The sequence below is a fragment of the Collinsella aerofaciens genome (genome assembly GCF_009876115.1).
GTDB classification, from domain to species: domain Bacteria; phylum Actinomycetota; class Coriobacteriia; order Coriobacteriales; family Coriobacteriaceae; genus Collinsella; species Collinsella aerofaciens_N.
The window spans coordinates 87103-113015 of the sequence record NZ_WWSY01000006.1 but is presented as its reverse complement, the minus strand read 5'-3'; the positions used below and the strand labels follow the sequence as shown (position 1 = coordinate 113015).

Here is a 25913-nt window from a genome sequence, read left to right as displayed (position 1 = left end):
CTGCGGGTCCATGCCCGCCAAACGGAGTTGCGGTGGAATAGTTCCTGTTTGGGCCCGATAGGCCGCAAAACAGGAACTATTCCACCGCAACTTATCGGGATACGCTACTGGTTCATGTTGCCGTGGATGTAGGGGGTGACCTCGGGGGAGATGTGGGCGCAGCCCAGCTCGCGCAGCGCGGGCTCGATGGCGGCGGGCAACGGGGTCTTGCCCTCGCCGTCGACGGCGGCACCGCCGAGAGCGGCAATCTTGGCGACATCTGCGGGCGCGGCTTCGATATGCATGCAGCCGCCGACCAAGCGCGCGCGTACCTGCGCCAGGTCGAGATCGTGCAGGTAATCCTCGCAGGCGCGAATCAGGGAGACCTTCTCGCGCGTAAGCTCCTCGCCCGTGGGGACGCGCGTGGCAAGACAGGCTCCCGCCGGCAGGTTCCAAACGGGATAGCCCCATGCGCGCAACAGCTCGCGCTCTTCGTCCTTGGTAAAGCCGACCTCCATAAGAGGGGAGCGTACGCCGAGCTCTTCTGCGGCGCGCATGCCAGGACGGTAGTCACCGCGATCGCTTGCATTGCTGCCATCGATGACGGTGGAAAAGCCGAGCGACTTGGCGTGGTTGACGATGGCGGTAAGGCCGGCCTGCTTACAGTGGTAGCAGCGATTGGCATCGTTGCAGGCTACTTGGGGGAGCTGCAACTGATCGACCGAAAGATTGAGCACAGGGAGCTTAAAATGCGGCTCCTCATTGGCTTGCCCGTCAACGGACCGCTCAAACGAAGCCTGTTCAGGCGTGCCGATGAGCGGCGTGGTGAGGTGAACGAGAAGCGTGCTAGCCGGCATGATGCGGGCGCAGACCGCGGCTAAAAAGCTGCTGTCGACGCCACCGGAAAAGCCGATGGCGACGCGTCCGTATGCCAAAAGCAGCTGTTCGAGCGCTGCGAGTTTGTCCTGAAGCTCCTCTGCAGGTGCGGTGGTGTCTGAAAGCATGAAACGTTCCTTACCAATATGTACTCGGTCGAAAACTATAATCCTACCGAGCTGCTTGTCATAAGATTTCTACCTATGTAATGAAAGCGCAATATGGTATATACGTTATATACAAGTTGCCAAATGCGGTAGAGTTGCGGCAATGCGACAGCGAGAGTCGATGGGGGACCGATATGATCAAGGCTGTTATTTTTGACATGGATGGAACGCTGGTCGATACCGAGCGTCTGGGCATCAAGGCATGGAAAGCGCCCGCTGCTGAGCTGGGGCTCGCGATTGATGACACGCTGATCCATCAGTTTATCGGTCGCACGCTGCCCGATGTCATGGACATCCTTGAGGCGCATTACGGCAGCAGAGAAACCGCTGAGGCGATCTATCGTCGCCACAAGGAGATTCGCGACGAGATGGTCAAGACCGAACTGGAACTTAAGGCCGGTGCCGCCGAGTGCCTGGACGAGCTGCTGGCCGCGGGCTATCACGTGGGCCTTGCGACGTCATCGCGTCATGCCACGGCCGAGCACAACCTTAAGATGGTCGGTCTCTTTGACAAGTTTGAAACGGTGACCTGTGGCGAGGACGTCGTGCACGGCAAGCCCGACCCCGAGATGTATCTGCTCGCCTGCGAGCGCGCGGGCTTTGTCCCCGAGGAATGCGCCGTGGTCGAGGATTCGCGCAACGGCTGCGTCTCGGGCATCACGGCCGGCTGCCACGTCTTTGCCGTCCCCGATATCGTGCCGTTGCCGCAGGACGTGGTGGATGGCTGCGAGGCCGTGCTCGATACGCTGTTCGATCTGACGGCGGCGGTCAAGGCCGTGCGCTAGACTCTGCACCTGAGCCATTTCAATAGCATTTTAAAGATGCGGCCAACCGCTTAGCTGGGTGTCCGCATCTATATCCAAGATCCCGATTGCGCCCGTGGGCGTTGTCTGCCGCTAGCGGTGACGACAGCGGCGCCCGCGCGGAAGCGCTGATACGGCCAGCCCCTCTTATCGGCCAAGACTGCAGTTTTGGCCGATAAGAGGGGCTTTGTGCTTTAAATAATCGAGGCAGCCGCCTTGGCAAGAGGTTGGCGGGGCTTTGGACGTTACGAGTTATTCTGAGTATTTGCTCGCTTGAGCACTGTTGAATATCGCGAAACAGCACCGCCGATATCGCGCTTGGGCACCGGGGCCGACACTGGCCCCGGTGCTTTTTTATTGCTACCGGTCTATCCGCGGCGCTGCCGCATGTTGGCCTCGCCCATGTCGACCCAGACCGCGTTGTGCACGATCCTGTCCATGATGGCGTCGGCATGCACCCCGCCGCCGAGCCTCGGGTGCCAGTCCTTCTTCTTGAACTGGGTGCAGAATACGGTCGAGGCCGTGCCGTACCTCAGCTCCATCAGCTCCAGCAGCATCGACCTGAACTCGGTGTCCGGCCTGTCGAGCAGCCACTCGTCTATCACGAGCAGGCCGAACGCCCCGTACTTGCGGACGAGCTTGCGCTCGCCGCCGGGCCGGTCACGGCTCTCGCGCCAGAGGTCCTCGAGGTCGGGCTGGCGGACGTAGCACGACCTCACCCTCCTGGCGCAGGCGGCCTTCGCGAGCGCGCAGGCCAGGTAGGTCTTGCCCGTGCCGGTGAGGCCCTGGAGAACCACGTTCTCGCCGCGCCCGACGAACCCGCAGGTCGCGAGCTCGGCCACCGCCACCCTGTCGAGGCCGCGGCCCTCGAAGAAGTCGACCGAGCGGACGTCGGCCTCGGAGTACCTGAGGCCGGCCCTCCTCGTCAGGTTGCGGACCTTCTGCGTGATGAAGTCGGAGTGCGCCTCGTCCACCGCCATCTGGACGCGCTCGGCGAACGCCATCCCGGCGCACACGGCCTCGTCCTGGGCGGAGAGGGCGGCGAGCAGCTCGGCCGCCCCCATCTCCCTGAGCTTGCGGGCGGTCTCCGCGTTGACGTCCATGCTCACTCCTCCCCGTAGAAGCCGGCGCCGCGCACGTAGCCGCAGTCCCCGGACGCCTCGCCGGCCGGCGCCCTGTCCTGCCCCGACCTCAGCACGGGCTCGACGTCGCGGTAGCGCGGCGACCTCTTCCCGGTCGCGAGCGCCATCCCGCACGCCCGCTCGAGCCTCGCCGGGGTGTAGCGCCTGGACAGCCTGAGCACGGCGAGCGCGGCGTTGAAGCCCTGCTCGTCGAACTCGTAGCAGGCGAACACCCTGTCCACCAGCTCGGAGCAGGAGGGCCCGACCCTCGAGGCCCAGGCGCGGATGCGCGGCGCGTCCCAGTCCGACCACGCCCTGCCCTCGGGCATGTCCGAGCCGCGCGTGGAGTAGCGGTTCCTCGCGTAGGACGGGAACCTGGGGTGCGTGGCCACGCGCTCGCCGCCGGAGAAGACCTCCACCTTGCCCTCGGTGACGCGCAGGTCGACCGTCGAGCCGACGAGCAGGTGGCTCACCGAGTAGTAGTTGCGGGCGTACGCGACATGGCAGTTGGCCTGGACCTTGCGGCCGTAGACCCACTCGCACACCTCGAAGGGCTCGGCCGGCAGGGGCCTCAGCAGCGGGCGCTCGACCTCCTCGAACACCTCGCGCCTCGAGCCCTCGCGCTTGGCGAACGGCGCGTCGTTGTGCTCCGCGACCCTCCGGGCGACGGCGGCGCGGAGGGCCGCCATGTCGGTGAACACCTCGTCGCGAAGCGCCGCTATCACGTAGGTCGCGGCGGCCCAGACCTCGTTCTCGGCGCTCGGCTTGTCGCGGGGCCTCCTGACCCTCGCCGGGATCACGGCGGAGCCGTAGTGCGCGGCGAGCTCCTCGTAGGCCGCGTTCAGGACCGGCTCCCCGGCCCTGGGGTGGGCGGTGACGCCGGTCCTCAGGTTGTCGGGGACGATGCAGGGCGTCGCGCCTCCCAGGAAGGAGAAGGCGTGCACGTGGCACAGCAGCCATGTATCCTGCTTCATGTCGAGCGTCGGCTCGACGTAGCTGTACCGGCTGAACGGGAGGCAGGCCACGAACAGGTACACCTTCCTGACCTCGCCGGTCGCGGGGTCCACGAGCCGCATCGTGGGCCCCGACCAGTCGACCTCCATGTTCCTGCCCGCCTTGTGCCCGACGCGGCTCACCACGTTGCGCGACACCGTGTACTGGCGGTAGCGCTTGCAGAACCTGTCGTAGGACATCGACGGCGCGCCGGCCTCCGCGCACCCGTCGGCATACTCCGCGTGCAGGAGCTTGAGCGTGACGCCGGTCCTCGCGAGCTCGCGGTGGACGCGTGCCCAGTCGGGGTCGGCGTGCACCGGCCCGGCGTCGCCCCTGCCGGGGAACAGCAGCGCGTAGGCGGCCTCCTCGGACATCCCCTCGACGTCCTCCCAGGAGACGCCCCGCTCCCTCGCGGCCTCCAGCACGTCCTGGACGCTGTGCTTCGAGACGTGGGCGGTGCGGGCGATCGCGTTCTGCGAAAGCCCGTTCACCGACCTCAGCCTCAGGACCTCCCTGGCCCTGATCCTTCTCGCCATGTGGAACCTCCTCGTTCTCTGGACTGCATGGCAGCCCGAGCGTAACGGGGATGCGCGGGAAGGCATTTAATGGCGGTGCCGAACGGCAATATTCGGTCGGGTGGGCGGCGGTGCTGATTCGCAATATAGGTGGTGTCGAAAGGGCCTAGGACTCAAGTTATTCCAAGAGCCAGTCGATTACGTTGCGCTTGCGAACTCCTTCGTAGTTTGCGTCAGCAAATAGCGTGTCGAGCGTAAGAAGCGTCTTGGGATAGTTGTCTCGGGCTTTCTTAAAGGGGGCCAACTCGCGGTTGAGGGTGGTTTCGTCGAGCGTAGTGGCTGAAACCTGAAAATAGGCCGTCTCGTCTGAGCCTAGGGCAACAAAATCGATCTCCCCATCATCGATATCGCCCACGTAGACGTCGTATCCGCGGCGTAGAAGCTCGAGATAGACGACATTTTCGAGAATATGACCGATGTCGCTGCTCTGAGTTTTGACGAGAGCGCCTCTAAGTCCAAGGTCAACGGCGTAGTATTTTCCGTTTGTTGTTAGAAGCTGTCGACCGCGTACGTTGTAGCGCGGCGCTGAATACAGTACGAGACTGTCTGTTAAGCCTTTGAGGTACTTGGCGACGGTCTTCTGATCGGTTTTGTTGCCGTTGGACGAGAGCGTGTCGGAGATTTTTTTAACCGAGGTTCGGCTTCCGATGTTATGGAGTAGGAACTTGGTGATATCGCGCAGGGTCGAGACGTCCGAGACCTTCAAGCGTTCGATAACGTCGCGTATGACTATGGTGTCGTAGAGACTCATAAGGTAATCACGCGCCTGGGGGCCCTGGATACCCGTTTCGGCGATAAAGGGAAAGGAGCCCCGGGTGATGTACTCGTCAAACAGCTGGGTAGGAGCCTTTCCGCCATTGGTTTTTGCCGAGCAAAACTCTTTAAAGGAGAGAGGCAGCATCTTGAGCTCTACGTAGCGACCGGATAGTAAGGTTGCCAGCTCGCTCGAGAGCAGATAGGCGTTGGAACCGGTTATGTAGAGATCGACATTATCCCTGATAAATAGGCTGTCGACGGCTTTTTCGAAGTGCTCGACATGCTGTATCTCGTCCAGAAAAACGTAGTTCATCTTATCGGGGACGAGTCTGGCGGAAACGTAGTCGTAGAGTTCTCTATACGACGTAAGAGACTCGAATTCCAGATCTTCAAAGTTGAGGGATATAACCTGGGCATCTGTGGTTCCATGGTCGCGCAAATGACCACGGTAAATCTCGAATAGCTTCGATTTGCCAGACCTACGCACGCCCGAAACGACCTTGATAACATGCGAGTCTTTCCACGAAATGAGCCAGTCGAGGTACTGTTTGCGGTCAATCAAATCCATAAAGCCTCTCCCTGGGTCTGAAAATATTGGAACAAAATCAATATTTATATAAAATTACAAAAAATATGGAACCGAATCCATTTTATCAAATTAATTCATGAAAATATAGATTGTATTCCATAAATATCCGTAGCTGTAGCCCTGGCTAATGGGTGTGGGGCCGGAAAAAGCGCCGCAGCGGGGCTGATTCCGCTGCGGCGCTTTTTGCTACAGGTAAGCGCCGAGGTTGATGGCGGTGGCTTCGGCGTGGTTGCTCGCCTGGGTGCTGGCGCGTTCGAGGAGGAACGGCCGCACGAGTTCTTGGCGGTTGATGTCCTCGGTGGCCGTGACCGCGGTGACGGGGCGCGCGGCAGAGCCGATGCGGATATGTTTGGTCTTTGTCGGGACCTTGTTCTCGATTTGCTCCATCAGCAGTTGGACACCCTTGCGGCCAATTTCGTAGCCCGGAGGCGCTACCGTGGTCAGTGGGACCGACCCACTCCATGCAAGCGGATTGCCGTCGCATCCGGCCACGCGAATCTGCTCGGGGACGGAGATGCCTTTGTCGACCAATGCCGAGATAACACCCGAGGCCAACACGTCGGTCAGGCCGACGACAAAATCGGGACGTTCGTCGGCAGGGCGCCCGGCAATCTGAGCGCCAATGCTGTAGCCGTCGGCAGCGGTATTCCATTCGCCGGCGTCGATGACTTCGATTTTGATATCGGGGTGCAGGGCAAGGGCCTTGTGAATGCCAAGCACGCGCAGGGTGAGCTGCATGAATGCCGCTCTGCCCACAACGGTGATATGGCGTGCGCCGCGGGCGATGGCGAGCTCGGCGATAATGCGCCCCTGCGCCTCGTTGTCGGCGGCCACGTAGTAACCGGGCTCGGAACAGTGGATGTCCAGATGGACGATCGGCACGGGCATCTTGGTCATGGCGGGGTGCCAGTCGGGGGACGCCATGGGCTGAACCATGACGCCGGACATCTGCGTGCCCATAAAATAGCGCAGGTAATGGTCCTCGAGAATATCGTCGTTATCGGCATTGGCGATGAGCAAGTCATAGCCGTGCTTGCGTGCCTCGTTATGGGCGCCGCTGGCAATTTGGAGCGAGAAGCCGTGGTCGAGACGGGGGAGAACCAGGCCAAAGGACTTGGTGGTGCCGCCCGCGAGCTGACGGGCGCTTTGGTTGGGCAGATAGCCAAGGCGACCGATGGTCTCGTTGATGAGCTTGAGGGTCTCGGGGCGCAGCTTTTCGGGGTGGTTGAGTGCGTTGGAAACCGTGCCCAGCGAAACCCCTGCCTCGCGCGCGACATCGCTGATTTTTACCTTTGCCATAGCGGCCCCTTTGATGCGTTTCAAGTACAAGCCAGATTGTAGCATCGCCCGCCCCTAGGGTGTCAAAACCTTCCAATTAGGGACAGGTTTATTTTGGCAGGTTTTATCTGGGGAAACGCTGGAGACCAAGCCACCACAAAGGTGCCTGTCCCCCTTTGTAGTGGTTTTGATGCGGCTGGGCTGCGCGCTCAACAGTGGAGTGTCTACAATAGAAGCCGTTTTGAACGTAGATTGAAAGGCTTTGGTATGACTCGCTCTGTTTCTCGTCGTGATTTCCTGAGTTTGCTTGCCGGTACAGCAATGGTTGCGGCGAGCGGTTGCGCTGGCAATGGCGCTGACAAGGGCTCTGCCGCTGGTTCTGCTGCGGGTGCGGGCGACGATATCAAAGGCGCCAAGCTCACCTTTGTGGGCGACGATGCCTTCGCGCCCTATCGCTATCTGGAGACGCAGTCGGACGGCAAGCAGAAGGTTGTCGGCCTGGATATTGCCATTGCCGATGAGATGGCCTCGCGCCTGGGCTTTTCTTACGACTTTGAGCCGCAGGACTTTGCCGCCACGCTTGCATCGGTGCAGAGCGATGACAAGGCCTTTACCATGGCGATGAGCTCCAACGAAGAGCGCGAGCAGACGTACGACTTCACGCGCGGCTATTATCAGCCGCTCGTAGGCGTTCTCACACTTGGCGGCGATCCTGTCAAGCGCGTCGAGGACCTTGCTGGCAAGTCCATCGCCTGCACCACCGGCACCGTGCAGAACAAGTTCATCGCCAAGGTTATGCCCGATGCCGATATTCACACGTACGACGGCGGCGACCAGTGCCTGCAAGAGGTGCTCGCCGGGCGCATCGATGCCTACCTGTGCGACGGCGCCGAGGGCCAGTCCATGCGCGATGCGAACGAGGGCCTGGTGCTGGGCCTGCTCGATCGTTCCGAGACGAGTGGTCATGTGGGCGTGTACCGTCTGATGGCCAAGAAGGGTGCCGGCTTTGTCGCGGCGCTTGACGAGTGCATCGGCGAGATGCTCGAGGATGGCACCATCGACGGCTATATCAAGCAGTATGTGGGCGCCGACTTTATGTGGAACGGCGACTATTCCGCTTCCGGCACGTCGACGGTTGCCGGAAAATAGCGATCCGGTGAGGCGCACGCCGAGGGCATGCTGATGAAGTTTGAACTGCTAGAACCATATATACCGATGTTTATGAGCGGCCTGGTCGTGACCTGTCAGGTGACGGCCGCCGCTCTGGTTATAGCGCTTGCCCTGGGCTTTCTCATTGCCGTGCTCAAGGTTTTACCCTGTCGCCCATTGCGTGCGGTGCTCAGCTTCTACACCTCTATCTTTCGCGGCGTTCCGCTTATCGTGCTGCTCTTTTTGGCGTACTTTGCGACGCCGCAGCTCACGGGTTTTAAAATATCGATGTTTGCCGCCGGTGCCATTACGCTGGGGCTTAACGGCTCAGCGACGGTGTCCGAGGCGGTACGCGGTGGTATCGAGGGCGTTGACCGGGGTCAGTACGATGCCGCTCGGGCCATCGGGCTTCGCTATGTTCCCATGATGCGCAAGATCGTTGTTCCGCAGGCGATGCGTTCGATTGCCCCCGCCCTGGTCAACGAAGTGATCACGGTCCTCAAGAGCTCCTCGCTGGTGGCAACCATCGGCCTGATGGACATGATGCGTGCCGCCCAGAGCGTGCAAGCGCTCACCTATCGAGCCTTTGAACCGTTTTTGGTGGTGGCTGTGGTCTACTACGTCATTGTCATGGCGCTCACTGCCCTGGGTAATCGGCTCGAGCGTCATCTGCGCCTCTAGAACCGGTCAAGCCGCCGCAAAGGCGCCTGTCCCCATCGTGATGATTTGGGCATGTGTGCATCGGGTGGTATCTAAGTTGAGATACCACTTCTGGTATATCAGCTTGCGCTTGCGTGAGTACAATACTCGAACGTTATACGTCTCAGCGCCCCCCGTGCGTGGACGTCTTGCAGTCACGCGAACGAAGGGATTTATCCTATGTGCGGAATCGTCGGCTACACCGGATCTGATATTGCAAAGAACATCCTGGTCACAGGCCTTAAGCGCATGGAGTATCGCGGCTATGACTCCTCGGGCGTCGCGCTCGAGGTGGGCGAGGGTGCCGCGGCGCACCTCGACGTCATCCGCCGCGTGGGTAAGGTTGCGGGTCTGGAGAGCGAGCTTTCCAATATCGATAGCGACGCAACCTGCGGTATCGGTCACACCCGTTGGGCCACCCACGGCAAGCCTTCCGTCGTTAATGCTCATCCCCACACCAGCTGCGACGGTCGCGTCGCCATCGTCCACAACGGCATTATCGAGAACTTCGCCGAGCTGCGCGAGGAGCTGGAGGGCCGCGGCCATCACTTTAAGAGCGAGACCGATACGGAGGTCTTCGCGCATCTGATCGAAGAAGCCTATGCCGAGACGCACGACCTGATGGCCTCCGTGCGCGAGGCTTGCACCCACGTGGTAGGCGCCTATGGCTTGGCCGCCGTGTGCACCGACGAGCCCGGCGTGATCGCCGTGGCCCGCAAGGACTCTCCGATTGTGGTCGGCGTGGGCGAGACCGGCTCCTACGTTGCCTCCGACGTGATCGCGCTTATCGATGCCACCCGCGATGTCGTGGTGCTCGAGGACGGTCAGTTTGCCAAGCTCACGCCTGCAGGCGTCGAGTACACCGACGAGGCCGGCAACGTCATCGAGCCCAAGGTCACCCACATCGACTGGGACCTGGACATGGCAGAAAAGGGCGGTTATCCCGACTTTATGCTCAAGGAGATTCACGAGCAGCCTCGCGTCGTGCGCGATACCCTGGTTGGCCGCATGACCCCCGCCGGTGAGCTCGATATCGACGAGCTGGGTCTTTCGCTCGAGGAGCTCAACGACATCGACCGTGTCTACGTGATCGCCTGCGGCACCAGCTATCACGCCGGACTCATCGCCAAGAACCTTATTGAGGGCTGGGCTCGCATTCCCACCGAGGTTGAGGCTGCCAGCGAGTTTCGCTATCGCAACCCCATCATCACGCCGACGACGCTCGTCGTTGCCGTGTCCCAGTCGGGCGAGACGGCCGATACCCTCGCCGCCATTCGCGACGCGCGCATCAAGGGTGCCAAGGTCTTTGGCATCACCAACGTGGTGGGCAGCCCGGTGGCGCGCGAGAGCGACGGCGTCATCTATACCAAGGCCAACAAGGAGATTGCCGTCGCTTCGACCAAGAGCTTCATCGGCCAGGTTGTGAGCCTGACGCTGCTGGCTCTGCTGCTGGCGCAGGTCAAGTACCGTCTGACCACCAAGCAGACGCGTATGATGTTCCGCGAGCTTTCCGATACGGCCGAGCAGATCCAGTGGATTTTGGACACGCAGACCGAGGCCGTGCACGAGGCCGCTCTGCTGTGTAGGGACGCGCAGTCGGCACTGTTCGTGGGCCGCGGTATGGGTGCTGCCATCTCCTACGAGGGCGCACTCAAGCTCAAGGAAGTCAGCTACCTGCACGCCGAGGCGTATGCTGCCGGCGAGATGAAGCACGGCCCCATCGCGCTGATCGATCCGGGCTTCCCCGTCATCGCCGTGGCCACCAAGAGCGCCACCTACGACAAGACCGTGTCGAACCTCATGGAGTGCAAGGCGCGCGGCGCCAAGGTCATCGTCGTTGCTACCGAGGGCGACGAGGAAATCAACAAGATTGCCGACTGCATCATTCGCGTGCCGGCCGTCCGCGACGTGTTCAGCCCCATCACGGCGAGCGTCCCGCTGCAGCTGCTCGCCCGCGAGGTTGCCATCCTGCGCGGCTGCGACGTCGACCAGCCCCGCAACCTGGCAAAGAGCGTTACCGTGGAGTAGTTGGTTCCGCCATTCTGGCGACCAAGGCCCGGCTCCGTTGCAGCGGAGCCGGGCCTTGTTTCATTCAAGACTTTAGTCCGCTGGCCGCGCAGCGGCCAGCTTTAAACCACCCGCTACGCGGGTGGAGACAAACGGCTTTACAAAGCCACCCCTCCGACCGATATTGACGATTGTTCAGGCCGTCAAGAATTCGAGTCGAAGGGGTGGTCGCCATGGCCCAGAAGGCCTACAGCCTTTCCCACACGAAGTGGATGTGCAAGTACCACATCGTGTTCACGCCGAAGTATAGGCGCAAAGTGATCTACAACCAAATCAGGAGCGACATAGGGGAGATCCTCAGGAAGCTGTGCGAGTACAAGGGGATCGAGATAATCGAGGGGCACCTGATGCCCGACCACGTGCACGTGCTGCTGGCGATCCCGCCGAAGTACAGCGTCGCGAGCGTCATGGGCTACCTGAAGGGGAAGAGCTCGCTGATGATATTCGACAGGCACGCCAACCTCAAGTACAAGTTCGGCAACAGGAAGTTCTGGGCGGAGGGCTACTACGTGTCCACCGTCGGCCTGAACGAGGCGACGATCGCCAAGTACATCAGGGAGCAGGAGTCCCACGACATCGCGCTGGACAAGCTGAGCGTGAAGGAGTACGAGGACCCCTTCAAGAGGGGGTGATCCCGCCGGTTCGACCGGCGCGCCACGGGTCAAGATGCACTAGGCCTGGACGAAGTCCGGGCCCGCGCCTTTAGACGCGAGCCCGGGGCCCGTGGGTTATACCCTAAGAGCAAACCACCCTTTTTAAGGGTGGTTCTGATTTGCCCAGATAAAACCTGCCAAAATGAACCTGTCCCTATTTGGCAGGTTAGCGGAGCTTGCTGGTCTCGAAGTACTCGGGGAACTGGTCCAGAACCTCGGTCTGGTTGCGGAACATCATATGCAGGTGCTTGCTGACCAAAAAGCTCGCTTCGATGGGGTCGCGACCGGCGATAGCGCGGCGAATCTGCTTGTGCTCGTTCACGATGTCCTGATTGTCGAGAACCTGCGTGGCGGCGCGCAGCCAGCGGAAGCGCTCCAGGTCGGCATTGGTCTCTTCGAGCCACGACCACACGGTGCTGCGACATGCGATGCTAAAAATCATGTGATGCATGAGGTTGTCGCTCAAAAAGAAGCCGATGCGATCCTCTTCGGCCATGGCCTTTTCCTGCAGCACGATGGCGCGGTCGAGCTGCTCGATGCCGGCCGACGTGGCGCGCGCACAGCACTCCACAATCACCTGCTTTTCCAGATGCTCGCGGATGTAACAGGCACTCTCGGCAAGGGTGAGGTTGATGGGCGAGACGTAGGTACCGCTCTGGGGCACGGTGCGCACCAGGCCTTCCTGCGCCAAACGAACCAAAGCCTCGCGCACAGGGGTGCGCCCCATATCTAGGTCGTCGCAAAGTTGCTTGACGCCCAGCTTTTCGCCCGGCTTGTAGTCCAGGTAGACGATTTTGCGTCGAATGGTGTGGTAGGACTGGTCCTGTAGGCTCGTTTCCTGCTCGCCGACGTGCATCGATTCTTCCATAGCGCCTCGCAACTGTTCTATCAAACTCATATGTCAGTTGTTAATTATGCCGCGAATCAGCTCTCCGCGGTGGGCAATTCGGCTGTTGCCTGAGAACTATTGCGGCATCTTAGTCTGTGTTTGCGCAAGGCTGTGCTCAATGTTGCCGTATCATAAGCCGTCGCAAACGTGAAATAGAAAGAAGGAATCCCATATGCAACTGGCAAATATCGTTCGCGAGCGCTGGAAAGGCGTCTTGTTCTGCCTGATCATTGCCATTCCCGCGACGTTGCTCGGCAAACAAATTGAGGTGGTCGGCGGTCCGGTATTTGCCATCCTCTTTGGCATGGTCCTGGCGCTCGTCTTTCCCAGGAAGCGTCGCGAACAGCTCGCCGCCGGCGTCACCTATACGTCCAAAAAAGTCTTGCAGTACGCGGTTATCCTGCTTGGCTTTGGCATGAACCTCTCCCAGATTCTGTCCAAGGGCGCCCAGTCGCTGCCGATTATCGTGGCGACGATCTCGACCTCGCTTGTCATCGCCTTTGTGCTCTGCCGCGTCATGAACGTACCGGGTAAGATCGCGACGCTTGTGGGTGTGGGTTCGTCGATTTGCGGCGGTTCGGCCATCGCTGCGACCGCGCCCGTCATCGATGCCGACGATCGCGAGATTGCCCAGGCCATTTCGGTCATCTTCCTGTTTAACGTTATCGCGGCGCTCGTGTTTCCGACGCTCGGCGGCATGCTCGGGCTGACCAACGAGGGCTTTGGCCTGTTTGCCGGCACCGCCATCAACGACACCTCGTCGGTAACGGCTGCGGCGAGCGCCTGGGACAGCATGCATCCCGGCGCCAATGTGCTCGAGAGCGCCACAGTGGTCAAGCTCACCAGGACGCTGGCCATTATTCCCATCACGCTGGTCCTCGCATGCTGGCAGATGCATCTGGCACGCAAGGCCGGCGGTGACGCCAAAAGCACGTTCTCGCTTAAACGTGCGTTTCCCATGTTTGTGCTGTTCTTTGTGCTGGCGAGCGTGATCACCACGGTGCTTCAGCTTCCCGCGTCCATCACGGCGCCCATCAAGGAGCTGTCGAAGTTCTTTATTGTGATGGCCATGGCGGCTATTGGTTTTAATACCGATATCGTCGAGCTGGTCAAAAAGGGCGGCAAGCCCATCGCGTTGGGCTTTTGCTGCTGGATTGGCATTGCGTGCATGAGTTTGGGAATGCAGCACGTGCTGGGAATCTGGTAGAGAAGTAGCTTATTCGCGTGCTGGCTGCCGGTGAGCGCAAGCCTTCGGTGGAGCGATAGGAGCTCTTGCGGGTATGGCTTGTCCGCAGGTTTATAAGTCCCGAAGAGCTCTTATCGCCCCGCCAGGATGGCGATGCGGGGCAACACCTATACTCGCAGGACGGCGCTTTCTGCCCTATAGTGTTTGGTGAGCAATATCGTTCAATTTTGAAACACTCGGTCGTGCGACCGTCGGCGGTTGCACGTCGCCGCGGACAGGGGCAAATCATGGATAGCAATGCTAAGCTGAACATCTTGACCGATGCCCTAGCTGCTGCCGGGGCCTCGGCATTGGCAATCGATGCGCGTGGGGACGTCGCGATCTCGACCATGAATGACGCGGCGCTTGAGCGGGATGTGGCGGCTTTTGTCGCTGAGCGTCTCGACCGTATAGGAGACGGCGCGCGTCTGGTTATGGGGCGTGAGGGTACGCGCCTGAGCCTGACCGTTCGCCCCACCGACAAAGAGGGCGGGAGGCTTTGGGTCGTTGTGGTCCGCGAGGTGCGCGGTGCCGCGGCGCATGCGGGCATCGAGTGGCTCAACGCCGACGAAGTTGAGGTCCGCTATGAATCGAGCGCGTACGGCATCGTTGAGGGGGCGGCCTCGGTGGCTGTACCGGTTACCGAGAGCTATGCGCGCGGCGTGCCCCTTATGCTCGAGGGCGAGCTGGGAGCGGGTCAGGTCGAGATTGCCAAGCGCCTCTATCTGGATGGCCCTTTTGTCGATCAGCCCTTTGTTTCCGTCGCGCTCGATGAACTCACCGATCGCGGTTGGCGCCATGTGCTCAAAAGCTCCGAATCGCCGCTGTTCCAAACGGGGCTGACCCTTTGCATTGAGGGCTGGAATGCGGTTGGCCCCCAGCGCCTCCGCGAGCTGGTCTCCACGATGACCGACACCGCGTTGGCGACGCGCTGCCATGTGGTGCTGACGGCGAATGACATGCCGGGCGGCGGCGAAAGTGATCAAGCCGCCTTTGTGACCGAGCGCTTCGCCTGTGCGGTGAGCGTCGCGCCGGCAATCGCCGAGCAGGGAGCCGCGTCGACGAAGGTCGCGCGCTATTTGGAATATCTCGCTGATGCATTTGGGACGGCAGCGCCCACGCTGTCTGCCGCGGCGACGAAGACGCTCGATGCTTACCGCTGGCCGCGCAACTATCTGCAGCTCCGCGAGGTCTCGGAACGACTGTATATATTGGTGGGGACGGGCACGGTGGACCGCGCTGTGGCGGAGGAAGTGTTCGCCCAAGAGGACGTGATTAAGACCGCAACCTTTGGCGCCCCGACGCTTGAAAGTGACCTGTATATCCTGCGACCGCTGGCCGATACCGAGCGAGATATCGCGCATCTGGTTGTAGACCATCTCCACGGCAACCGAACCCGTGCGGCGGAGGTGCTGGGCATAAGCCGTACAACGCTGTGGCGCTTGCTGAAGGACGATGACCGTTGAGCGAGGCGCCCGTGACCGCACGCGACGCGTGTGCTACAGTCCAAAGCGTTATTGTTTCGATTTGGTTACGGCGTGCGAGGGCATATGGCTGAGACTTCAAAACCGAGCCGCAGAAGGCGGAGTGCCGCGCCGGTCAACCGACGCACAACATCGGTGACGTGGGGCAAACACGCCTCGGGGTTTGATGGCTCGTTCAAGCGCACTAAATACGGCTATCCTTCGGCAAGCGCCCGCTTGGCAATGCAGGCAGAGTCCTCGCTGTGGGGCCGCAAACGCGTGGTGGGCTCAAAGCTCAAGCACGACGGAACGCTCGGCTACATCAGCCGCGGGGCGGCTCGCCGCAGCGGGCTCAATCCCGCCGGCTGGCATCGCTACGTGCCGATCGTGGCCGCCGTTGCAGTGATCGTCATCGCGCTCGCTGCGCTCGGATATGCCGGCGGTGGCGCCAACTTGGACGCAATGTTTAAATCGCCCGAGCTCGCGCATGTAGGTACAGAAGTTGTCGAGGGCGCTCAGGCCCAGACGAGCGTCGCGCCCCAGCGCGGTATCGTTGCGGCGGCCTCCACCATCGCCGATGTGCAAAAGGACGAAGACAAGCAAGGCGACGACGTCGATGCGAATCAGACGAGCGAAACGGCAATAACTCCATCGGCGGGATAAGTTGCGAGTGGGGCAGCTAATTTGGGACGGGGCTTTTTTAGCTGCCCAAGACAGTGGCTCATTCGATGTCAGTCGCCAAAAGCGAGCGAGCCGCATTTGCGCCAAGGTGACGTGAAATGAGAGGGCGCTGACCTTCTGGTCGCGCCCTCGAAATTGAACGTCAGATTGGCGTGAATGCGGCCCGCGCAGCGTCAACGAGCCCGCCGTTCGGTAGAATGGCGGAACTAATTACCTTACGTAGACCACGTTGTCGCGGCGGGGTTTGGGCTCGGGCAGCGTGTCCTCGGCATAGCCCAGAATGCAGTGACCGACACCGCGCAGGCTGCCGTCGGCGGGTAGACCCCAACTGGCCAGTAGCTCCAGGCCCTCGGGCGAATCGAAAACCTCGTGGGCGCGATGAATCCAGCACGAATCAACGCCCAGCGCATAGGCAGCGTTGAGCAGGTTGCCCATGGCGAGCGAGCCGTCTTCCAGATGTGTGGGCACGCTGCGGTCAACCAGCACCACCACAACGGTCTTGGCGCCATAGAAGGGGTCGCTGTTGCTGCCCATGACTTGCGCGTTGAGCTGCGAGAGACGCTCGACGGTCGCGGGGTCGGTGACGGCGACAAACGTCACCGGCTGGCGGCCCATGCCGCTCGGTGCATATTGGCCGGCTTCGATAATACGTGCAAGCTTTTCGGCCTCGACGGGACGATCGCTGTAGTTGCGGCAGCTGCGGCGGTGAATGAGTGCTTCGATAGTCTCCATGGTGTCTCCTTGCGGTGGCGTTGCAGATGCCCCGTTCATACCCGTCGGGCTCAAACGATAGACGGTCAATTGCCCGGCCAAAAGGATAGATTCCAATTGGGAAAGTAGGTTTGCATAAAAGTACCTTCAGAATGTGACAAACAAATGGGATGGTTAAACGTTTTATCCCGTCTACCCTGCGGTTTTTTACCACTTGCCTAAATGACGAACGCATAACCTCTGATAAGGGTTTTACTAAAGGAGTACCAACGTTTATCAATGCGCCGTGGTGGCGCCGGGCCAGGAGGTAACATCATGTTCCAGGCTGGAGATGTCGTCGAGACCGATTTCGAAGGATTTCTGAAGCTGCTGCGTTCCAAGACGCGCGCTTTCGTGTCGATCAACGATCACGAGTACTACATCACGCACACCGATGGCTATTGGCGTGTTCAGGATTGCGAGGCCCTCAACGACAAGGGCCACTTTACTGACTGTTCTGAGTTGGTCAACACGGTCTGCGAGGTCGTCGAGCTGCCGTGGATTGCCGGCAAGAGCCTGCATGACAGCTTCTCGGGCGCTACGGTCTATGAGGCCGTCGCCGCTTAACAGGCAATAAAACCCGATTTTCACGTGACCGCTGGCGCCGCCCCCGCGCCGGCGGTCTTTTTCTGCCGATAGGCCATAAAAATGCACGCATTTGCGGAGAGCCTGTTGACGATAGTCAAAACTCGGACTAATCTAGAGACACATAATTGGTCAAAAATCGGACAATTGAATGGTGGGATAGATGAATAGTGCGGTTACGCTGGTCGACTTCGATCGGTTGCTCAATGGACTCGACCATATCTATTCGGAGTTCTCGCGCGCCTGCGGCCTTTCGGACTGCGCCTACTGGATGCTCGTCGACACGAGTGCAGCGGGCGGAAGCGTTGCCGTGAGTCGGCTGACGAGTGAATGGTTCTACAGCAAACAGACCATCAATTCGGCGATTAAAACGCTTAGGGCGCGAGGGCTTGCGACGTTGGAGTTTGCCGAGGGCAGTCGTAAAAACAAGGTTGTACGACTGACCGAAGAAGGCGTGCGGTTTGCCAAGCGCTACGCGTTGCCGGCGCAAAAAGCCGAGCAACAGGCATTCGAGGCGCTCGAGCCGTGGGAACAGTGCGAGATCATGCGCTTGGTCGGTAAGTTCTCCCATGTTCTTAACGAAGAGTGCGAGGCATTTAAACGGCAAGTGGCCGCCGAGAACGAGACTGACGATAAGGGCGAGGGGGACGCATGCGACTCTTAATGAGGTTTATGAGGCCGTACCGCGGTCTGATTGCGGTGACGCTGTTTGCGGTGCTGATAGATAACGTCGGTACGCTGTTGGTTCCCACGATGCTGGCGAACATGGTCAACACCGGTATTACCACGGGTGATGTCGACTATATATTACGCAACGGCCTGTACATGCTTATCGCGACCGGCATGGCCAGCGGCGGCACGGTGCTGGGCTGCTATCTTTCGGCGCGCCTGGCCGCCAACGTGGCCTGCGATATCCGCAATGCCGTGTACGACAAGTCGCTCGAGCTGTCCGCCAGCGACTTTGAGCGCTTTGGCACGGGTTCGATGATCACGCGCTCGCTCAACGACATCAACGTGATTCAGCAAGCTGTCCTTCAGACGATTCAGCTGGTGCTGCCGGTGCCGTTCTTGGCCGTGGCAGGCATCATTTTTGCTTGGTTCATCGATCCCGCCATGGGTACGCTGCTGGGCGTGGTGGTTGCGATCGTGCTGGTGGCGGCGGTCTTTACCGTTGCCAACGCCGCGCCGATCTTTATGCGCCTGCAGAGCTTTATCGACCGCATGAACGTGGTGCTGCGCGAGAACATCGTGGGCGTGCGCGTCATCCGCGCATTTAACAAGGAGCGCCACGAGGAGCAGCGCCTGGACGAGGTGTTTAGCGATTACGCGGCCAATGCCATCAAGGTCAACCACCTGTTTGTGGGTCTCGACAGCTCCAGCTTCTTTTTGATGAATATCGCCGAGGTGGCGGTGCTGTGGGTGGGCGGCAACCGCGTGGGCGTCCACGCCATGCAAATCGGTAGCATCTCGGCCGTGCTGGAGTACGCGATCCTGATCCTGTTCTTTGTGATGACGGCGCAGATGGTGATTCTGACGCTCCCACGCGCCGCCGCATGCCTGAACCGTGCGCAGCAGGTGTTGGAGATTGAGCCGAGCATCGTGGACGGCAAGCGCACGCTGGACACGTGCGCGGCGGAGTCTGTTGACGGTGCCGACGCGGTGGCCGTGTTCGACCACATGTCGTTCCGTTTTGACGATGCCGACGAGGATACCCTGTGCGACCTGAGCTTTGCCTGTCGCCGTAGCCAGACCACGGCGATTGTAGGCTCGACGGGTTCGGGCAAGTCGACGGTGGCCAAGCTCTTGCTTCGCTTCCACGATGCCACGAAGGGCGCCATTCGCCTGAATGGCATCGATCTGCGCGACCTTTCGCAAGACGACATCCGCGGGCGTATCGCCTATGTGCCGCAGAAGGCATGGCTGTTCTCGGGTACGGTGGCGAGCAACCTGCGCTTTGGCAACGAAGACGCGACTGAGGCTGACATGCTCCATGCGCTGGAGGTTGCCCAGAGCACCTTTGTGCTCGACCAGCCCCAGGGGCTCGATACGCCGGTGGCCCAGGGCGGCACGAACTTCTCGGGGGGTCAGCGCCAGCGCCTGGCGATTGCCCGCGCACTCATGAAGCATGCCGATCTATATATCTTCGACGACAGTTTTTCGGCCCTGGACTTTAAGACCGATGCGGCACTGCGCCATGCGCTGCAGGACGAGACGTGCGATGCCGCGGTGCTCATCATCGCCCAGCGCATCTCGACTATTTTGCATGCCGATCAGATCGTGGTGCTCAAAGACGGCGAGATCGTGGGCCTAGGCACGCACGACGAGCTCATGGAAACCTGCGAGGTGTACCGCGCAATCGCGGAATCGCAGATGAAGGGAGGTGAGTAGCATGACCGAGGAGCTCAAGAAGCAGGGCATCGTCGATGGCGCTGCGGTTGTAGAGACAGTCGAGGAGACGGGCGTCGCGCCCGACCTGGACGAAGCCGCCAAGGCGGCGGAGCGCGAGGCTCGCCGCCAAGCGCTCTACGAGGAAAACGAACGTGCCGAGGACGAGCGCGCCCGCGCCGAGGCAGAGCGTATGCGCGACGTGGACGACGAAGACGAGGACGAGACGCCTCGGGATACCTGGGCGACGGTGCGCCGCCTGTGGAGTGAGGCTGCCGGCGACCATTGGCGCTTCTATATCGTGTTCGCGAGCATTGTGTTCTATGTCATCTTTAACACCGCCGCGCCGGCATATAGCGCCCGCGTGATCGATGAGCTGTGGGGCCACATTCAGGTGGCGTTTGCCAACGACACCACTTTCAGCATCACCTGGGAGAACTGCGGCAAGACCATTTTCGTCTACTTTATGATCTGGACTGCCGCTGCCTCGTTCTATGCGCTCCAGAGCTTTTTGATGTCGAGCGTCGCTGAGCGTCTCAATCTGCGCCTGCGCAACCGCATCGCGCAAAAGCTCAACCGTCTGCCGCTCGCCTATTTTGACGCGCATCGTCCCGGCGAGGTCGTCAGCCGCGCGACCAACGACCTGGACAAGATGTCCGAGAGCATGCAGCGCGGATTGCTGCAGCTGCTCGTGTCGATCGGCACGGTTGTTGGTGCTGTGAGCGTGATGTTCGTGTTCAGCGTGCAGCTTACGCTCGTCTTTCTGTTCTTTACGGCACTGTCGCTGCTGGTGACGAAGGTCGTCTCGCGCCGCACACACGATGTGACGGGCGAGCGCCAGGAGTGGGTGTCCAAGATTACGAGTGCGGTCGAGGAAGGCTATTCGGGCCGTCTGGTGATCCGCGCGTTTAACCGCGAACGCCAAAGTTCTGCCGAGGTGCACCAGGCCTCGGGCGAGCTGGCACGCGTGAGTGCCAAGGCCGACTTTATGATCAATGCCGTCGGCCCTGCGGTGCGCTTTATCGGCCGTTTGGCGCAGATCGTGATCGCGCTGGTGGGCTGCAGCATGCTGGTTGCCGGTCACATGACCGTCGGCGTGTTCCAGGCGTTCTTCCAGTTTATCTACGAGGCGTCCGAACCCATGACGCAGCTGTCGTTTACCTTCAACTCGCTGCAGAGCGCGTTGGCGAGTGCGGAGCGCGTGTTCGACCTGCTCGATGAGCCCGAGATGGAGGCCGATCCGCTGCCGGACGAGGCCGCCAAGCTGCCGGGTCGCGTTGAGGGTCGCGTCTCCTTTGAGCACGTGCGCTTTGGTTATTCGCCCGACAAGCCGCTTATGCACGACGTGTCGTTTACCGCCGAGCCGGGCCAGAAGATTGCCGTGGTGGGAACCACGGGCGCGGGCAAGACGACGCTCATCAACCTGCTCATGCGCTTCTACGAGATTGACGGCGGGCGTATTACGCTCGACGGCGTGGATACGAGCCGCATGGACCGCGGCGAGCTACGGCAGCAGTTTGGCATGGTGCTGCAGGACGCCTGGCTGTTCGATGGCACGATTGCCGAAAACATCGCCTACGGCTGTCCCGAGGCGACGCGTGAGGAGATCGTGGCGGCTGCGCGCGCCGCGCAGGTCGACTTCTTTGTGCGCACCATGCCGCAGGGCTATGACACGCGCGTGGCCAACGATGCCGAAAGCATCAGCCAGGGCCAGCGTCAGCTGCTGACCATCGCACGCGTGCTGCTCAATAACCCGGCGATTCTCATCCTGGACGAGGCGACCTCAAGCGTGGATACGCGTACCGAGCTTGCCATCGGTCGTGCCATGGACGCGCTCATGCGCGGGCGCACGAGCTTTGTGATCGCGCACCGCCTGTCGACGATCGTGGACGCCGACCTGATCTTGGTCATGGATCACGGCAACATTATCGAGCAGGGCACGCATAAGGAGCTGCTGGCTGCCGAGGGTGCCTACGCCGACCTCTATCTGAGCCAGTTCGCATAATGTGACAAAGGGACAGTCTCTTTGCCACATCACAAATAAGGCGCGCCGGGGATGAATTCCCTGGCGCGCCTTTGCGTTGATGCCGATGTCGTTTTGTGCCGCTTGCGTTCCTAGCGTTCGTCCACGAGCTTGGCGACGAGGGCCTTGAGCTCGGCCACCTCTCGCTCGAGTTCCTTGACGCGGCGGGCATTCTCGGTGATGCCCTGGCGGTTGAGGGCGGACTGCTCGGCGGCGTCATCGGGCATGTACTCGCGATGCTGCTTGGCGTCGAAACTCTCCTCGAACACACGGCAGCCGTTGCGCTTGATGATGCGTCCCGGCACGCCCACGACGGTGCAGTTGTCGGGGACGTCCTTAACGACGACCGAGTTGCCGCCGATCTTGACGTTGTTGCCGATGCAGATGTTGCCGAGCACCTTGGCGCCCGTGCCCACCGTGACATTGTTGCCCAGGGTGGGGTGACGCTTGCCGGTCTCGTTGCCGGTGCCGCCGAGCGTGACGCCCTGGTAGAGCACACAGTTGTCGCCCACAATGGTGGTCTCGCCGATGACGACGCCCATGGCGTGGTCGATAAAGAAGTGCTTGCCAATCTGCGCGGCAGGGTGAATCTCGACGCCGGTGATGTGGCGGGTGATTTGCGAGAGCACGCGGGCGAGCGAGCGATGACCGTGCTCCCACAGCCAGTGCTCGGGCACGTGGTTCCACTTGGCGTGCAGGCCAGGATAGGAAAGAAAGATGACCAGACCGTTTTGCGCGGCGGGGTCCTGCGCCTGGACGGTCTTGATGTCCTCGCGAATGGTATTGATAAAGCTCACCGGCCGCCCTCCCTTAGCGCCATGGCAATGCGATTCAATAAAGTATAGCGATTCGCTAGGGATTAAAAAGGACAATCTTGGCGGCTTTGCGCTACAAGTGTCAGTTATGCAAACTTGCTGGTAATGGAGTCATGCTTTTGTGGGGTTGCGCACGAGGGGGCACCGCAACCGTATACTGGTCAACTTGGACGTATCCGCGCCCACAACTGAGAGGTTTTACTTCATGGGTTTCATCAATTTTATTGCCGAGCTGCTTAAGGACCCGCGCACCGCGATCGCCAGCTGGATCGCCGCCGGCCCGCTTATGGCCTACGGCTGCGTGTTCCTGATCATCTTTATCGAGACAGGCGTGGTGTTCTTCCCGTTCCTTCCCGGTGATTCGCTGCTGTTCGCCTCGGGTTTCTTTGCCCACAACGGCGGCTTTAACATCGTGGCGCTTCTGGCCACCGCATGGGCCGCTGCCATTTTGGGCGATCAGTGCAACTTTATGATCGGTCACTTCTTTGGCCGCAAGATCATCGCTTCGGGCAAGGTCAAGGCCATGACGCCCGAGCGCATCAAAAAGTCCGAGGACTTCTTGGACAAGTGGGGTCACCTGGCCATCTTCCTGGGTCGCTTCTTCCCGTTTATCCGCACCTTTGTGCCCTTTATCGCTGGCATGGGCGGCATGCACTGGCGCAACTTTGTCGTCTTTAACGTGCTGGGCGGCATTACCTGGTCGACGGTCTTTACGCTGCTGGGCTACTTCTTTGGCGGCATTCCCTTTGTGCAAGAGCACTTTGAGCTGCTGATTATCGGCATCGTTGCCGTGTCGATCATCCCGACCGTGGTCGGTCTGGTTAAGGCCAAGCTGGGTAAATAGAACGCCTAGCTCGAGCCAGCGCGCAGACCGTACAGTTGAGGCCCGTCACCGCTTACGGTGGCGGGCCTTTTTGCTTCGGTCAAATGAAAATACTTTACTTAGTTAAAGAAAAGCGTTTTATCAGACGCGTGCGGGGAGTACAATCTCGTGCATGCGAATCGACGTGCCATCGGCTTTGATGCTGCTCGCGTGTCCCGTCCGGCTCTACGCTCCGGGCGTGCGACGTTGCGACGCGGTCGGCCTCGGTCCTTGCGTGCGGGTTCGCGAGTATGCAACTGTGTATGTAAGGAGCGACATATGACTGTCGAGAAGAAGGATATCGATTGGGGTAGCCTCGGCTTTGGCTACATGAAGACCGATTACAGCTACGAGGCTCATTGGAAGGATGGCGAGTGGGACGAGGGCGGCCTGACCACCGACCACACCCTGCATGTCTCCGAGTGCGGCGGTATCTTCCATTACTGCCAGGAGGTCTTTGAGGGCCTGAAGGCCTACACCGCCGAGGACGGCAGCATCGTCTGCTTCCGTCCCGACATGAACGCTGAGCGTATGTATAACTCTGCCCAGCGCCTCGAGATGCCCCCGTTTCCCAAGGACAAGTTCGTTGAGGCCGTCAAGCAGGTCGTTTCTGCCAACGCCGCCTGGGTTCCGCCCTTCGGTTCCGGCGCGACCCTGTACGTGCGTCCGTTTATGATCGGCTCCGGTGACGTGATCGGCGTGGCTCCCGCTCCTGAGTACACGTTCCGCATTCTCGTGACCCCGGTCGGTCCGTACTTTAAGGGCGGCCTCAAGCCCGTCAAGCTGCGCGTTTCCGAGTATGACCGTGCTGCACCGCACGGCACCGGCAACATCAAGGCCGGCCTGAACTACGCCATGTCCCTTAAGCCCACGATGGAGGCCCATCGCGAGGGCTATGCCGAGAACCTGTATCTCGACTCCGAGTCCCGCACCTATGTCGAGGAGACCGGTGGCGCCAACGTCCTGTTCGTGAAAGAGGATGGCACGCTCGTCGTTCCGCAGTCGCACACCGACTCCATCCTGCCCTCTATCACCCGTCGTTCGCTCGTTCAGGTTGCTCAGGACCTGGGCATGACCGTTGACCAGCGCCCCGTCGAGTGGGCCGAGGTCAAGGCCGGCACCTTTGTGGAGTGCGGCCTGTGCGGCACCGCTGCCGTCATCTCTCCGGTTGGCGAAATCGACAACAAGGTTTACGGCGCCGACGAGACCGTGACCTTCCCGGCTGGATACACCGAGATCGGCCCTGTGATGAAGAAGCTTCGCGAGACCCTGACTGGTATCCAGTCTGGTGCTGTCGAGGACAAGCACAACTGGGTTTACACCGTCGCGTAATTTGTCTTACCTATCCGGGCAGAGAACAAGTTCCCTCCCGGCGCGTCCTCGGACATGCAAGAAGCCCTCGCTGCGCACTTCGTGCGGCGAGGGCTTCTTGCGTCCTGCGGAGTGCGCCGGGAGGGAACTTGTTCTCTGCCCTGCGGGTTCGGCGATGTCACAACGGGCAATGATTAATCTGAATAAAGATGGTGCGCGGCCTTTTAGGCTGCGCTTTTGCTTTGCTTCGCGCCATGTGGGGGCGGTGGCGACGTGCATTTTTGCGAGTATTCTGCAGTCGAAGGTCCCTGCATACCGATCTCGGGCAAAAAATCGGGAGTTCTCGATGTTTTCTACGAATGATGGGCGGGGTTATGGGCTGGCAGCGTTTGATTTGCAGGGATATTCGCGGTCTTTGGCATTTATCGTGGCGCCCGAAGCTCTTGGTTATGTTGAATACTCCTAAAAATGCACGACGCTTAGAGGGGGACCTTCGCGAAAAAGGAAACCGCCCCGTCGAAGTATGCATTCGACGGGGCGGTTTATGCATTTGGCCGATTAAGGATGCGCTGTCAAACTACTAGAACTTGACGGTCGGGGCCTGGCGGGCTGCTTCGGCGGCCTCGAAGCCCTGGCGCTCCTTAAACTGGAAGATGCCGGCAAAGATGACAGCCGGGAACGTCTGAATGGCGTTGTTGTAGCTGAGCACGCAATCGTTGTAGCTCTGGCGTGCATAGCTAATCTTGTTCTCGGTATCCTCGAGCGATGCCTGCAGCTGCGTAAAGTTGGTGTTTGCCTTAAGATCGGGATAGGCCTCGGCTACGGCGAAGAGCTGACGCAGCGCACCGGTCAGCACGTTGTCGGCTTCCATCTTGGCTTCGGGCGTGGTGGCCTTGACGGCGGTGTTACGCGCGCTGATCACGGCGGAGAGCGTCTCCTGCTCGTGCTTGGCGTAGCCCTTGACGGTCTCGACCAGGTTGGGGATCAGGTCGTTGCGACGCTGCAGCTGCGTATCGATGTTCTGCCAGGCGTTATCGATGCGGTTACGCTTGGTGACCATGTTGTTGTAGATGCCGGCGATGGCGCAGGCAATCACAATGACAACAACGATGCCGATGATGACGGGAAGCATGATGTCTCCGTTTCGAATGGCCGCGGCGTCTTCCGCCGGCTGCCGTTGGTGTAACGCTACTAGTATACCCGCAACCTTTGGCGATAC

The 25913-nt window shown here is 60.4% G+C and carries 23 protein-coding genes; 14 read left to right on the top strand and 9 right to left on the bottom strand.

Annotated elements, in window-relative coordinates; genetic code table 11:
* Positions 1-104 precede the first annotated feature (104 nt).
* Positions 105-983 (bottom strand): ATP-dependent sacrificial sulfur transferase LarE, encoded by an 879-nt coding sequence (larE, locus tag GT571_RS05020; RefSeq protein ID WP_161145457.1) that lies wholly within the window; start codon positions 981-983, stop codon positions 105-107.
* Positions 984-1156: 173 nt separating this feature from the next.
* Between larE and GT571_RS05015 the strand changes: the two genes are divergently transcribed.
* Positions 1157-1807 (top strand): HAD family hydrolase, encoded by a 651-nt coding sequence (locus GT571_RS05015; protein ID WP_161145458.1) that lies wholly within the window; start codon positions 1157-1159, stop codon positions 1805-1807.
* A 386-nt stretch (positions 1808-2193) separates the two neighbouring features.
* On the opposite strand, the gene GT571_RS05010 is transcribed toward GT571_RS05015, so the two are convergent.
* The 4 genes from GT571_RS05010 to GT571_RS04995 all read right to left on the bottom strand — a co-directional run bounded on the left by GT571_RS05010 (position 2194) and on the right by GT571_RS04995 (position 7158).
* Positions 2194-2928 carry an ATP-binding protein gene (locus GT571_RS05010; protein WP_161145571.1) on the bottom strand — a complete coding sequence of 245 codons (735 nt, stop codon included), beginning with the start codon at positions 2926-2928 and terminating at the stop codon, positions 2194-2196.
* 2 nt (positions 2929-2930) lie between these two features.
* Complete coding sequence (gene istA / locus GT571_RS05005; RefSeq protein ID WP_161145570.1) at positions 2931-4475, bottom strand: IS21 family transposase; 1545 nt, start codon at positions 4473-4475, stop codon at positions 2931-2933.
* Positions 4476-4632: 157 nt separating this feature from the next.
* Positions 4633-5838, bottom strand: a complete 1206-nt coding sequence (locus tag GT571_RS05000; protein WP_161145558.1) for an ATP-binding protein — start codon at positions 5836-5838, stop codon at positions 4633-4635.
* Positions 5839-6045: 207 nt separating this feature from the next.
* Entirely contained in the window at positions 6046-7158 is a 1113-nt protein-coding gene (locus tag GT571_RS04995) for a LacI family DNA-binding transcriptional regulator (protein WP_161145557.1), read from the bottom strand.
* Between the two features lie 246 nt (positions 7159-7404).
* Between GT571_RS04995 and GT571_RS04990 the strand changes: the two genes are divergently transcribed.
* The 4 genes from GT571_RS04990 (at position 7405) to tnpA (ending at position 11684) form a co-directional block, all read left to right on the top strand.
* Positions 7405-8286: a substrate-binding periplasmic protein gene (locus GT571_RS04990; protein ID WP_161145556.1), complete on the top strand. Its 882-nt coding sequence runs from the start codon at positions 7405-7407 to the stop codon at positions 8284-8286.
* 33 nt (positions 8287-8319) lie between these two features.
* Positions 8320-8967, top strand: a complete 648-nt coding sequence (locus tag GT571_RS04985) for an amino acid ABC transporter permease (protein WP_161145555.1) — start codon at positions 8320-8322, stop codon at positions 8965-8967.
* A 198-nt stretch (positions 8968-9165) separates the two neighbouring features.
* Positions 9166-11013 carry a glutamine--fructose-6-phosphate transaminase (isomerizing) gene (gene glmS, locus GT571_RS04980; RefSeq protein WP_161145554.1) on the top strand — a complete coding sequence of 616 codons (1848 nt, stop codon included), beginning with the start codon at positions 9166-9168 and terminating at the stop codon, positions 11011-11013.
* Between the two features lie 212 nt (positions 11014-11225).
* Positions 11226-11684, top strand: a complete 459-nt coding sequence (gene tnpA, locus GT571_RS04975) for an IS200/IS605 family transposase (RefSeq protein WP_055287554.1) — start codon at positions 11226-11228, stop codon at positions 11682-11684.
* 187 nt (positions 11685-11871) lie between these two features.
* Here the strand turns inward: tnpA and GT571_RS04970 are convergent, their stop codons facing one another.
* Positions 11872-12573, bottom strand: coding sequence for a GntR family transcriptional regulator (locus GT571_RS04970; RefSeq protein WP_050766156.1), 702 nt, complete (start codon positions 12571-12573; stop codon positions 11872-11874).
* A gap of 193 nt (positions 12574-12766) precedes the next feature.
* Here GT571_RS04970 and GT571_RS04965 point away from each other — a divergent pair, with 193 nt between their 5' ends.
* The 3 genes from GT571_RS04965 (at position 12767) to GT571_RS04955 (ending at position 15945) form a co-directional block, all read left to right on the top strand.
* Positions 12767-13801 (top strand): YeiH family protein, encoded by a 1035-nt coding sequence (locus GT571_RS04965; RefSeq protein WP_161145214.1) that lies wholly within the window; start codon positions 12767-12769, stop codon positions 13799-13801.
* 266 nt (positions 13802-14067) lie between these two features.
* Positions 14068-15285: a helix-turn-helix domain-containing protein gene (locus tag GT571_RS04960; RefSeq protein ID WP_161145213.1), complete on the top strand. Its 1218-nt coding sequence runs from the start codon at positions 14068-14070 to the stop codon at positions 15283-15285.
* Between the two features lie 84 nt (positions 15286-15369).
* Positions 15370-15945: a hypothetical protein gene (locus GT571_RS04955; RefSeq protein WP_022094368.1), complete on the top strand. Its 576-nt coding sequence runs from the start codon at positions 15370-15372 to the stop codon at positions 15943-15945.
* A gap of 228 nt (positions 15946-16173) precedes the next feature.
* Here the strand turns inward: GT571_RS04955 and GT571_RS04950 are convergent, their stop codons facing one another.
* The gene (locus GT571_RS04950; protein WP_138375058.1) at positions 16174-16695 is read right to left on the bottom strand and encodes a nitroreductase family protein; all 522 of its coding nucleotides are present in this window, start codon (positions 16693-16695) and stop codon (positions 16174-16176) included.
* Between the two features lie 294 nt (positions 16696-16989).
* Here GT571_RS04950 and GT571_RS04945 point away from each other — a divergent pair, with 294 nt between their 5' ends.
* From GT571_RS04945 to GT571_RS04930, 4 genes are all read left to right on the top strand, one after another.
* On the top strand, positions 16990-17280 hold the full coding sequence (locus tag GT571_RS04945; protein ID WP_006235631.1) for a hypothetical protein: 291 nt from the start codon (positions 16990-16992) through the stop codon (positions 17278-17280).
* Positions 17281-17461: 181 nt separating this feature from the next.
* Positions 17462-17962 (top strand): MarR family winged helix-turn-helix transcriptional regulator, encoded by a 501-nt coding sequence (locus GT571_RS04940; RefSeq protein ID WP_022094370.1) that lies wholly within the window; start codon positions 17462-17464, stop codon positions 17960-17962.
* The gene (locus tag GT571_RS04935; protein ID WP_171021540.1) at positions 17950-19686 is read left to right on the top strand and encodes an ABC transporter ATP-binding protein; all 1737 of its coding nucleotides are present in this window, start codon (positions 17950-17952) and stop codon (positions 19684-19686) included. The genes GT571_RS04940 and GT571_RS04935 overlap by 13 nt, the downstream gene beginning before the upstream one ends.
* 1 nt (position 19687) lies before the next feature.
* The gene (locus GT571_RS04930) at positions 19688-21688 is read left to right on the top strand and encodes an ABC transporter ATP-binding protein (protein ID WP_204986360.1); all 2001 of its coding nucleotides are present in this window, start codon (positions 19688-19690) and stop codon (positions 21686-21688) included.
* A gap of 110 nt (positions 21689-21798) precedes the next feature.
* On the opposite strand, the gene cysE is transcribed toward GT571_RS04930, so the two are convergent.
* Positions 21799-22503 (bottom strand): serine O-acetyltransferase, encoded by a 705-nt coding sequence (gene cysE / locus GT571_RS04925; RefSeq protein WP_138375362.1) that lies wholly within the window; start codon positions 22501-22503, stop codon positions 21799-21801.
* A gap of 223 nt (positions 22504-22726) precedes the next feature.
* Here cysE and GT571_RS04920 point away from each other — a divergent pair, with 223 nt between their 5' ends.
* Together GT571_RS04920 and GT571_RS04915 are read left to right on the top strand one after the other, a co-directional pair.
* Entirely contained in the window at positions 22727-23365 is a 639-nt protein-coding gene (locus tag GT571_RS04920; protein ID WP_138113555.1) for a DedA family protein, read from the top strand.
* A 297-nt stretch (positions 23366-23662) separates the two neighbouring features.
* The gene (locus tag GT571_RS04915) at positions 23663-24715 is read left to right on the top strand and encodes a branched-chain amino acid aminotransferase (RefSeq protein WP_035138743.1); all 1053 of its coding nucleotides are present in this window, start codon (positions 23663-23665) and stop codon (positions 24713-24715) included.
* 559 nt (positions 24716-25274) lie between these two features.
* Here GT571_RS04915 and GT571_RS04910 read toward each other — a convergent pair.
* Positions 25275-25826, bottom strand: coding sequence for a LemA family protein (locus tag GT571_RS04910; protein WP_171021549.1), 552 nt, complete (start codon positions 25824-25826; stop codon positions 25275-25277).
* Between the last annotated feature and the right edge of the window lie 87 nt (positions 25827-25913).

Excerpts from the sequence above, each read along its gene's own strand:
- larE (WP_161145457.1), bottom strand. The coding sequence starts at position 983 with ATGCTTTCAGACACCACCGCACCTGCAGAGGAGCTTCAGGACAAACTC.
- GT571_RS05015 (WP_161145458.1), top strand. The coding sequence starts at position 1,157 with ATGATCAAGGCTGTTATTTTTGACATGGATGGAACGCTGGTCGATACC.
- GT571_RS05010 (WP_161145571.1), bottom strand. The coding sequence starts at position 2,928 with ATGGACGTCAACGCGGAGACCGCCCGCAAGCTCAGGGAGATGGGGGCG.
- istA (WP_161145570.1), bottom strand. The coding sequence starts at position 4,475 with ATGGCGAGAAGGATCAGGGCCAGGGAGGTCCTGAGGCTGAGGTCGGTG.
- GT571_RS05000 (WP_161145558.1), bottom strand. The coding sequence starts at position 5,838 with ATGGATTTGATTGACCGCAAACAGTACCTCGACTGGCTCATTTCGTGG.
- GT571_RS04995 (WP_161145557.1), bottom strand. The coding sequence starts at position 7,158 with ATGGCAAAGGTAAAAATCAGCGATGTCGCGCGCGAGGCAGGGGTTTCG.
- GT571_RS04990 (WP_161145556.1), top strand. The coding sequence starts at position 7,405 with ATGACTCGCTCTGTTTCTCGTCGTGATTTCCTGAGTTTGCTTGCCGGT.
- GT571_RS04985 (WP_161145555.1), top strand. The coding sequence starts at position 8,320 with ATGAAGTTTGAACTGCTAGAACCATATATACCGATGTTTATGAGCGGC.
- glmS (WP_161145554.1), top strand. The coding sequence starts at position 9,166 with ATGTGCGGAATCGTCGGCTACACCGGATCTGATATTGCAAAGAACATC.
- tnpA (WP_055287554.1), top strand. The coding sequence starts at position 11,226 with ATGGCCCAGAAGGCCTACAGCCTTTCCCACACGAAGTGGATGTGCAAG.
- GT571_RS04970 (WP_050766156.1), bottom strand. The coding sequence starts at position 12,573 with ATGGAAGAATCGATGCACGTCGGCGAGCAGGAAACGAGCCTACAGGAC.
- GT571_RS04965 (WP_161145214.1), top strand. The coding sequence starts at position 12,767 with ATGCAACTGGCAAATATCGTTCGCGAGCGCTGGAAAGGCGTCTTGTTC.
- GT571_RS04960 (WP_161145213.1), top strand. The coding sequence starts at position 14,068 with ATGGATAGCAATGCTAAGCTGAACATCTTGACCGATGCCCTAGCTGCT.
- GT571_RS04955 (WP_022094368.1), top strand. The coding sequence starts at position 15,370 with ATGGCTGAGACTTCAAAACCGAGCCGCAGAAGGCGGAGTGCCGCGCCG.
- GT571_RS04950 (WP_138375058.1), bottom strand. The coding sequence starts at position 16,695 with ATGGAGACTATCGAAGCACTCATTCACCGCCGCAGCTGCCGCAACTAC.
- GT571_RS04945 (WP_006235631.1), top strand. The coding sequence starts at position 16,990 with ATGTTCCAGGCTGGAGATGTCGTCGAGACCGATTTCGAAGGATTTCTG.
- GT571_RS04940 (WP_022094370.1), top strand. The coding sequence starts at position 17,462 with ATGAATAGTGCGGTTACGCTGGTCGACTTCGATCGGTTGCTCAATGGA.
- GT571_RS04935 (WP_171021540.1), top strand. The coding sequence starts at position 17,950 with ATGCGACTCTTAATGAGGTTTATGAGGCCGTACCGCGGTCTGATTGCG.
- GT571_RS04930 (WP_204986360.1), top strand. The coding sequence starts at position 19,688 with ATGACCGAGGAGCTCAAGAAGCAGGGCATCGTCGATGGCGCTGCGGTT.
- GT571_RS04920 (WP_138113555.1), top strand. The coding sequence starts at position 22,727 with ATGGGTTTCATCAATTTTATTGCCGAGCTGCTTAAGGACCCGCGCACC.
- GT571_RS04915 (WP_035138743.1), top strand. The coding sequence starts at position 23,663 with ATGACTGTCGAGAAGAAGGATATCGATTGGGGTAGCCTCGGCTTTGGC.
- GT571_RS04910 (WP_171021549.1), bottom strand. The coding sequence starts at position 25,826 with ATGCTTCCCGTCATCATCGGCATCGTTGTTGTCATTGTGATTGCCTGC.